Raw genomic sequence first — 8,098 nt, 5'->3', positions numbered from 1 at the left:
GTCGCAATCCCCTTACGGGGCTCAATCCCTTGCAACGGTACCCCCCAAAGAACCCCGTCCTGGACGGCACCGCCAGAGGGGGGGTTTGTGAGAAAGATGAAGCTTGGAATATGCACACGGCGAATAACGGGGGTTTTCGGGGGTTTGTGCCGATAGTAAGCCACAGGAGAAAGGGGCGATGAGAAAGGGAAAACGCATATTCGCCTTCGGCAAGGGGAAAACTGGCTTTCAAGGTCCCCGTCCGGAGGTCCGGACAAGGGCATTATAGCATCTCAGGGCAACGGTGGACCGGGTTTATTTTGGAGCAGAAAAGCCCTTGAAAAAGGAAACTAGTAAATGAGAAAGCGATTAACGTGCCTTCGCCCGGCAATTTCGCGCATAGGTGTAGTTACTAGTGCTTCCGCAAGTAAAGGGGCGCGTACCCCTCCCGCCCCCAAGGCCCACCTTGGCCGCCGGGTGGGGACGCGGTAAGCTTAACCCCCAAAGGGGGAAAGCCATGGACTCCCAGAGGCTCATTCTTTCCTTTCTGGGAACGGGCAACTACCAGCCCGCCAAGTACCCGCTGGACGGCGAGGAGTACGAGACGCCCTACACGCAGGAGGCCATCCTGCGCCGCTACCAGGAGGAGGGGTACGCTTTAAAGGTCCTGATGACCAAGGAGGCGGAGGCAAAGCACGGAGCGTCCCTGAGAGAGCGGGTGGAGTACGAGCCCGTGCCCATCCCCTCGGGGCACACCGAAGAAGAGCTCTGGGAGATCTTCAACACCATCGTGGACAACGTACCCGAGGGAGCGGAGCTCATCATGGACGTCTCCCACGGCTTTCGCTCCCAACCCATCCTCGCCCTCGCGGTCCTGCACTTCTTGCAGGCCACCAAGGGGGTGAAGGTGCGCCGCATCCTGTACGGCTTTTACGACCCAGGAACCCGGGAGGCGGCCTTCTTTGACCTCACCCCTTTCCTGGCCCTAATGGAGTGGACCCAAGCGACCCGCGACCTCCTGGAGCACGGGGAGGGGTTGCACCTGCGGGAGTTGCTGAGGGAGATTCACCGGCAAAGCTACCAGGTGGATGGCCCCAAGGCGAAGAAACTCTCCAGCGTAGGGGAGTTCCTGGACAGGGTTGAGGACACCCTGGACCTCCTCCGGGTGAAGGAAACCCTGGAGTCGGCCAAGGAGCTTCTGAAGCACCTGGAGGCCGCCGCCCAGGACGTGGCCCAGCTTCCCCGCTCCAGGCCCCTTGGGTTACTTTTGGATAAGATCCAGGAACGATACCACCCCCTGGCCGCGGAGGACCCCTTCAGCCCCGAAGGCCTCAGGGCCCAGGGGGAGATGATGCACCTCCTCCTCCAGACCCGGAGGTACACCCAGGCCATCACCCTCGCCCGGGAGCTCCTGGTAACCCTCGCCTGCCTCCAGAAGGGCTGGGACCCCCTGGAAGAGCGGGAGGTGGCGGAAAGGTGGCTCACCACCAAAACCAAGAACAAGAAGTCCGCCGCGAAAGACCCCCAGGCCCTTTCCTTGGTCTCCCTCTGGGAGGAGACCGCCAACCTGCGCAACGACGTGGCCCACGCGGCCATGCGGGAAAACCCCGCCCGCACCGGGCGCCTCAAGGAGGCGATAGAGAAGGTTTGCGCCCGGACGCAGGCCCTTCTGGAAGCCCACCTCTCCCAGGGAGCGGAAGGCTAGGCCAAAAGGCCCAGCTTGGCCAGGACCCCTTCCAGACCGGGGTGCTCCTTGCGCCAGCGCTTAAGGTCGGCCGGGTTGCGGAGGAAGCCCCGCTCCTCCAGGGCCCGGCGAAGGGCCTCGGCCTCCTCCGCCGAGAGGCCCAGGATGGCCTCCGCCTGGGCGGCCAGGAAGCGGGGCACCTCCTTGTAGGAGAGGGCGCGGGCCCGGGTGAGGAGGTCCTGGAGGACCGGGCTTGGCCCTGGCGCCGGGGGCTTTTCCCCTTGGGACACGGGCTCCTCCAGGGCCATGCGCCCGTACCCCGAGGAGGTCTTGGCCCCCACCCCTTCCTCCCTCAAGGCCCAGGCCAGGATCTGCCAGGCGGCCCGAAGCCATGGGCCAGCTTCCTCGGGAGAAACCCCGGGGGCCGGGGAGAGGGCGAGGAGGAAGGTGCCCGTGGCGGAGAGGAAAGGGACTGGGACGGGGCTGTCCCAGTCCGCGGGGGGAGCCTCCCCGCTCCCGTAGTAGTCGGGGTGGTGGGGGTTCAGAATGTCGGGGTGGAGCTTCCACTTCCCGGGAAGGGGGAGGGCGTCCCAGAAGACCACCAGGCCCTGCTCCTCCGTGGTGCCGAAAAGCCCCGCCTGGGCCTCGCCCCGCTGGAAGCGGGCCAGGTCGCGCCGCCAAGCCTCGCCCTCCAGGTAGAGGTGGGCGTAGCGGCTCGCCAGGCCCTTCAGGGCCGAGCCCGGGATGTAGGGCACCCCGTAGGCGCGGTGAAGGGTGAGGGCCGTCTCCAGCACCCCTTCCCCACCCAAGCCCACCACCAGGCGGGAGAGGGTCCTGGCCTGGCGGAGCTCGGCCCCCAGGGCCTCCAGGGCCTTGCGGTACCGTCCGAAAAACGCCCGGTACTCCCCGGGTTCGGGGACCCCCGCCGCCTCCCGGACCAGAACCCGCTTGGCCTCGGTGTCCTCCCGCCTCGCCGACCTCAAGAACTTGTCCAGCCAAAGGCCCCGGTGAGGCTCTTTCCCCTGGGGGAGGCGGACGCCCTCAAGCGCGGATCGGCGGCCCATGGCTACTCCTCTATGAGGGCCTGGGCGAAGCGCTTGAACCACTCCGCCACGGCCAGGACCTCCCGGGTGAGGCGAAGGTACTGGAGGAGCTCGGCCTGGCGAGCCGCCTCCGCCAACTCCCGGAGGTCCCGGTAGCCCAGCACCTGGGCCAGGTGGTTCCCCAGGGCCCTGTGGGCGTCCTTCCCCCGGGAGTCCACGAAGGCCAGGGCCTGGGAAAGCCCCGCCTGGCGCACCAGGACGGGAAGCTTTAGGGCCATGTCCCGGTACTCGCCCCGGCCCTCGCCCCTGGCCGCCTCCCGGACCTTCTCGTAGGCCTTCTGGGCCCACACCTGCGAGCGGGCGCGCACGGCCTACCTCCCCACCACGATGCGGCAGAGCCCCCGGCCCACGGTGGCCTTGCCCCCAAGCTGAAGCACTCCCCCGCCCTCCTCCAAGACGCCCCGGAAGAGGCCCCAGACGCTCTCCGGGGGAAGCTCCTTCCCCTTGCGGAAGGAGCGGTCGGCCCGCACCAGGGCGTAGAGGAGGCTTTCCGCGGGGAGGCTTTCCTCGTACCAGAGGGCCCCCTTGGCCACGGTCTTGGTCTCGTCGTCCAGGCGGATGCGGGCCACCACCTCCGTGGCCGTCTCCAGGAGGAAGCCCATGAGGTCGTCGTGCACCACGGCGAGCCTCCCCTGGACCGGGGCCTCCGTGCGCTCAGCAAGCCACCGCTCCCAGGCGGCGACCCTCTCCTCCCCGCGGACCTTCAGGTCCAGGTCCTCCAGGTAGACCTTCTCCCCGTCCCCCAAAAGCCGGGACCCCGGGGCCAGGAGGGCCCCTTCGCGGTCCGGAGCCTGGGGGGCCTCCGGGGCCTCGAGGCCCGCCATGAGGGCCTCACGGCGGAAGCGCTCCAGGAGGTAGGGGCTTGTGACCAGGGCGAAGACGCCGTAGAGGCTCCGCACGGGGAGGAGGAGGAGCTTGGCGTCCCCCACCTGCACCGCCCCGGCGTGCTCCGAGGCGCTTTCCGTGTCGGGCCCGAAGACGGCGAAGAGGGTGTCCTTGTCCCAGGCGGAAGCCCGGTCCCGGAGCACCCCCTTGAGGGAGCTTCCCGGGAGGTAGGGGATGCCCGTGGCCTTCTCCCGGGCGATGGGCAGGTCTATGGCCCCGATGCCCTGCCCTGTCCCCGCGTGCAGGGGGGAGAGGGCGTGCAGGAAAAGAAGCTTGGCATGGCTCATTCCGGAACCTCCTTCCTATAAGCTTTTCACGAAGGCCAAGACGGGGTCCACCTCACCCCCAAGCACCGGGATCTTTTGGGCCTCCTCGGGGGTGAGCCAGGGGTCCACGTCCCAAGTGCGGCCGTTCCTCTTATCCTCCAAGATCAGCTTTCCTCCGGGAAACCTGGCTCCCTCCAGGACCGCCACCACGCAGGGCTTCTGCCCTTCCCCAAGCGGGCGGAAGAGGAGGGGGCTCGCCCGGCGCTCGGCCTCCTCGAGCTGGAGGGTGGTGTCGGGGGGGTCTCCCTTGTCCTTGAAGTGGAAGATGATGGGCAGGCCGAAGTGGGCCCGGGGGAACTTGCGCACGGGGTGCCTGGGCGGGTGGTTGGGGGCGTGCCGCCCCGTGAGGCGCCGCACCTCGTCGGGCTCGGGCCAGTAGGAGCGGCCCGGGCTTTTGGAGTTCCCTCCGGGACGGGCCTGGCGGAAGTCCTGGTAGCGCTCGGCGAGCTCTCTCCAGGAGAGGGGCACCACCCGCACGAGGCTTTTGGGGGTGAGGTGGGGCACCCCTTCGGGCCACCCCGCCTCGCGGCTGTAGCGGCGAAGCCTCTTCCGGACCTCCTCCTCCGTGGGGGGCCTGACCTCCTGGGGCAGGAGGGCGCCAAAGCCCCTCCGGGTCCGGGCCCCGATCCCCCCGAAGGTCTCCCAGGCCCAGAGGGCGGCCTCGAGCTCTTCCCTCAGGTCCAACCCCCCCACCCTTTCGGAGAAGCGGAGGCGGAGGCGGAAGGCCACGCCCACGCGCACGGGGTAGTTCCTGGGGTCCTGCTCCGTGCGCCGCAGGGGGAAGGCCAGGTAGGGATGGGCCACCTCCCGGTTGGCCTGGGGGAACTTCTTTCCGGGAACGTCCGTGAACGGGTAGGCCTCCTGGCCCCTCTCCAGAACCTCCACCTCCACGCTCAAGGGCGAGGCCCCGCCTTCCCCCGCGTGGCCGAACAAGGCGGACTCCAGCTCCCAAAGCCTCTCCGGCGAACCCCCTGCCCGCCAGCCCCTCACGGCCCGCCACCAGAAGCGGAGGTGCCCCCGCACCGCCGTGGCCCGGACCACGCTCACCGGGTCCGCCTCCCTGGGCTCCACCCCGCCCCCGAAGAGGGGGGTGAGGAGCGTGTAGGTGCGCTCCCAGGTGAGGACCCGCGCCCCGTCCCGGCGCACCAGGGCCCCTCCCTCCTCCTTCCGCCTCGGCGAAAACGCCTCCTGAAACGCCCTTCTCATGCCTCCTCCCAACGCCTGGGCTTCCCGTCCCAAAGGCCTAAGGCGGCCAGGCCGAACCCGTCCCGCCGGTCCTGCTCCTCCTCGGAGAGGTTCTGGAACCAGACCTTCTTCGCCCAATCCCCGATTTCCCTTTCTCCCCAGCCCTCCGGGAACCGGAGGAAGTAGACGCTCCCCGCGGGCACGGCCCGGCGGCTCGGCTTGGGCTTCCCCTCCTTGAGGTTCCAGCCCGAGACCGGAAGCGGCCTCCCCACCACCGCGGCCTCCACGGAAGCCCCCAGGAAAGCCCTCCCCTTGGGGAGGTAAGCCTCCCCCAAGAAAGCGGGGGTGAGGAAGACGAGGCGGGCCGCCCGGTGGCGGAGAAGCCCCGCCACCACCTCTTCGGGCAGGGGGGGAACCCCGGGCCCGCCCTTCCGCCAGAAGGCGAGGCGCCTCTCCCCCCCTAGGGGGAAGACCCCCTCAAGCTCCGGCTCCTCGGCCCAGAGGACCAAGGCGAGGCGGCGCCTCCCGCGGGCGAACTCCAGCCCCGAGGTCTGGAAGAGGAACCCCTCCCGGGCCGTCTGGGCCTTGGGGTCCAGGGCCACGTGGGTGCGCGTCTCCGGGGTGGGCCCCTCGTGCCCCTCGGGGGCGAAATCCGCCGGGGCGTCCTGAAGGAGCCATCCCAGGAAGCTCTCCCAGTACCAGAAGGCGGGCAGGGGGGCGGGCTTCTCCTTGAGGGCGGGGCTGGGAAGGCCCACGGGGGAAAGCCCCTCCGGCAGGTTGGTCCCGGCCCCTTGGGGAAGCTCCAGGGGCCGGAGGGGGTAGACGGCCTCCCCGAGCTTCAGGGCGTCCAGAGGCCGGGGCGCCATAAGCCGCCACCGCCCTTCCCCCTCCTCGGCGAGGAGGGGCCCCCGGAGGCCCCACCGGAGGACCTCCTCCGCCTTCTCGGGGAGGGGGAGGCCCTCCTGGAGGGCGCGGCGGGTGCGGTAGGCCCCGGCCAGGGTCTGGGGAAAGGGGAAGGGAAGGCTTCTCGCCCGGGCCCCGGGGCTATTGGTGAAGGGCCTGCCGTCCCGGGCAATCAAAGGGTCTCTGGGCTCAATGAGCATCCCACACCTCCCGGCTCTCCACGGGCACGCCCGCCTGGTCCAGGGCCTCGGCGAAGGGCCGGGCAAGGAGGAGCTCCTCCGCCAGGCGGCGCACGTTCTCCCCGGTCCGGAGCCAGGCCTCGAGCTCCTCCCGGTAGGCCCCCTTCATCTCCTTCCTCCCCAGGATCCGCAGGGCCTCGGCCGCCAGGGCCTCCCCGGGAAGGGCCTCCCCCACTTCCCGGACCAGGGCCAGAAGCTCGTAGGCGGCCCTGGAGGGCACCTCCCCCGCCCGCAGGAGGTCGGCGTAGCGGAGGAGGCGGCGGGTGAGGGGGGGGTCCTCGTCCCACCGGCCCCGCACCATCCGCTCCGCCCCCGAGCGGGGGCTATAGGCCACGCAGAGGGCGTTGCGCTTGGGCTCACCCTCCTTGGCCCGCTTCTCCGCCCGGCGGGCCAGGTCCAGGGCGTCCTGCAGAGGCTCCAGGTGGTGGACCACCGCGAGGCCCACGGAGAGGCTCGGCGCCCGGCCCTCCCGGCCGAAGGGGGCCATGGTCTCCCGGAAGCGCTCCGCCAGGGCCTTTGCGGCCTCGAGGGCCCTGTGGAGGGGAAGCAGGGCCAAGACGTCGTCCCCCCCGGAGTAGACCAGCCCGCCCCCGTGGGCCTCCACGATGTCCTTGACCCGGGCGGCGAACCCCAGGGCCAGGGCGTTGGAGAAGCGGCGGCGGGCCTCGGGGGACGGAAGGCCGTCCAGGGTCTCCCCCATCCGGTCCCCGTCGGCGTGGAGGAGGGCGTAGTAGGCCCCCGGGGGCACCTTCACCTTGGGGGAAAGCCTCCGCCAAAGCGCCCTCAGGCGGTCCCGCGCCTCTTCCAGAAGCCCGGGGTCCTCGGCGAGGGAGGGGAACTCCTCGAGGCGGCTCTCGTAGAGGAGGCGCACGTCCCACTCCGCAAAGGGGGTGTCCCGCAGGGCGGGGTGGTGGACCTCCGCCCGCGCCTCCTCCCCCACGAGGCCCCCAAGTTCCTCCAGGGCCTCCCTCAGGACCGCCTCCAGGCCCGCCCGCCTGACCCCTTCCCAGAAGGGCCGGGCCGCCATGTGGGTGGTGCTGGGGAAGCCGTGGGGGGTCTCCCACCACCGCTTGAGGAGGTCCGGGCCGGAGAGGTACTCCCCCGGGCGCAGGCCGAGCCGCACCCGGAGGCGGTCCGCTTCCCCTTGGGGCAGGCGGAGGACGCTCTCCCGAGCCCCGTCCAGGGAACTCTTGTAGGCCTCACTCCCCCAGGGGACGGGGGCGAAGTCCCGGGTGTTCTTGCGGGCGGCCAGGAGGGCCATGAGCCGTTCCCGGGCCCGGGGATAGCCGCCCTCCAAGGGAAGGTAGGCGTAGTAGCCCTCCAGGAGGTCCTCCACCTGGGCCAGGGCCTCGTCCCAGAGGAGGTGTTCCCTTCGGCGGGCGAAGACCTCTTCCGCCTTCCCCCGGAGGTAGGCCCGGGCGGCCTCTAGGGCCTTCTCCCCCAGGGCCTTGGGGTCTTTGCCCTCCGGAACCCGCACCAGGAGGACGTTGGGGATGCCTGCCCCGGCGAGCTTTTCCAGCTCCTCTGGGTCTTGGGGCGCGGGGAAGATGAGGCCCTCCGCCCCCACCTCGGAGAGCAGGGCCCTTGCGGCCTCCGCTGCCGCCTCCGAGAGGAGGCGGCTTCCCGCGTAGAGGTCCCGGGTCCTGCGGGCGGTGGCGATGAAGTCCTGGACCGGGCCTAGGGCGATAGCGAGAAGGTGTTCCATAGTGCCCCCTCTTTGAGGGGGATTATAAGGGGCGGACGGCCCGGGGCAAGGGGAAAGTCTGTATACAGGGGCCCGTGCAAACCTCACAC

7 protein-coding genes are annotated in these 8,098 nt (G+C 70.2%); 1 reads left to right on the top strand and 6 read right to left on the bottom strand.

What is annotated here, in order from left to right:
- Positions 1–496 precede the first annotated feature (496 nt).
- The gene (gene csx2 / locus BLP62_RS06260; RefSeq protein ID WP_093006961.1) at positions 497–1,684 is read left to right on the top strand and encodes a TIGR02221 family CRISPR-associated protein; all 1,188 of its coding nucleotides are present in this window, start codon (positions 497–499) and stop codon (positions 1,682–1,684) included.
- Here csx2 and cmr6 read toward each other — a convergent pair.
- Genes cmr6 through cas10 form a run of 6 tightly spaced genes read right to left on the bottom strand, consistent with a single transcriptional unit; the run spans position 1,681 to position 8,009 of the window.
- Entirely contained in the window at positions 1,681–2,727 is a 1,047-nt protein-coding gene (cmr6, locus tag BLP62_RS06255) for a type III-B CRISPR module RAMP protein Cmr6 (RefSeq protein ID WP_093006959.1), read from the bottom strand. The two genes, csx2 and cmr6, sit on opposite strands and share 4 nt — an antisense overlap.
- 2 nt (positions 2,728–2,729) lie before the next feature.
- Positions 2,730–3,074: a type III-B CRISPR module-associated protein Cmr5 gene (gene cmr5 / locus BLP62_RS06250; protein WP_093006957.1), complete on the bottom strand. Its 345-nt coding sequence runs from the start codon at positions 3,072–3,074 to the stop codon at positions 2,730–2,732.
- 3 nt (positions 3,075–3,077) lie between these two features.
- Positions 3,078–3,938 carry a type III-B CRISPR module RAMP protein Cmr4 gene (cmr4, locus tag BLP62_RS06245; protein ID WP_093006955.1) on the bottom strand — a complete coding sequence of 287 codons (861 nt, stop codon included), beginning with the start codon at positions 3,936–3,938 and terminating at the stop codon, positions 3,078–3,080.
- Positions 3,939–3,953: 15 nt separating this feature from the next.
- Positions 3,954–5,183 (bottom strand): type III-B CRISPR module RAMP protein Cmr1, encoded by a 1,230-nt coding sequence (gene cmr1, locus BLP62_RS06240; protein WP_093006953.1) that lies wholly within the window; start codon positions 5,181–5,183, stop codon positions 3,954–3,956.
- Positions 5,180–6,265: a type III-B CRISPR module-associated protein Cmr3 gene (locus tag BLP62_RS06235; protein WP_093006951.1), complete on the bottom strand. Its 1,086-nt coding sequence runs from the start codon at positions 6,263–6,265 to the stop codon at positions 5,180–5,182. The genes cmr1 and BLP62_RS06235 overlap by 4 nt, the downstream gene beginning before the upstream one ends.
- On the bottom strand, positions 6,255–8,009 hold the full coding sequence (gene cas10, locus BLP62_RS06230; protein ID WP_093006949.1) for a type III-B CRISPR-associated protein Cas10/Cmr2: 1,755 nt from the start codon (positions 8,007–8,009) through the stop codon (positions 6,255–6,257). The genes BLP62_RS06235 and cas10 overlap by 11 nt, the downstream gene beginning before the upstream one ends.
- Positions 8,010–8,098: the final 89 nt, after the last annotated feature.

The organism is Thermus arciformis, assembly GCF_900102145.1.
GTDB lineage: Bacteria > Deinococcota > Deinococci > Deinococcales > Thermaceae > Thermus > Thermus arciformis.
The sequence above is the reverse complement of the archived record's forward strand: the minus strand, read 5'-3'. Positions and strand labels throughout refer to the sequence as shown.

Excerpts from the sequence above, each read along its gene's own strand:
- cmr6 (WP_093006959.1), bottom strand. The coding sequence starts at position 2,727 with ATGGGCCGCCGATCCGCGCTTGAGGGCGTCCGCCTCCCCCAGGGGAAA.
- cas10 (WP_093006949.1), bottom strand. The coding sequence starts at position 8,009 with ATGGAACACCTTCTCGCTATCGCCCTAGGCCCGGTCCAGGACTTCATC.
- csx2 (WP_093006961.1), top strand. The coding sequence starts at position 497 with ATGGACTCCCAGAGGCTCATTCTTTCCTTTCTGGGAACGGGCAACTAC.
- BLP62_RS06235 (WP_093006951.1), bottom strand. The coding sequence starts at position 6,265 with ATGCTCATTGAGCCCAGAGACCCTTTGATTGCCCGGGACGGCAGGCCC.
- cmr4 (WP_093006955.1), bottom strand. The coding sequence starts at position 3,938 with ATGAGCCATGCCAAGCTTCTTTTCCTGCACGCCCTCTCCCCCCTGCAC.
- cmr1 (WP_093006953.1), bottom strand. The coding sequence starts at position 5,183 with ATGAGAAGGGCGTTTCAGGAGGCGTTTTCGCCGAGGCGGAAGGAGGAG.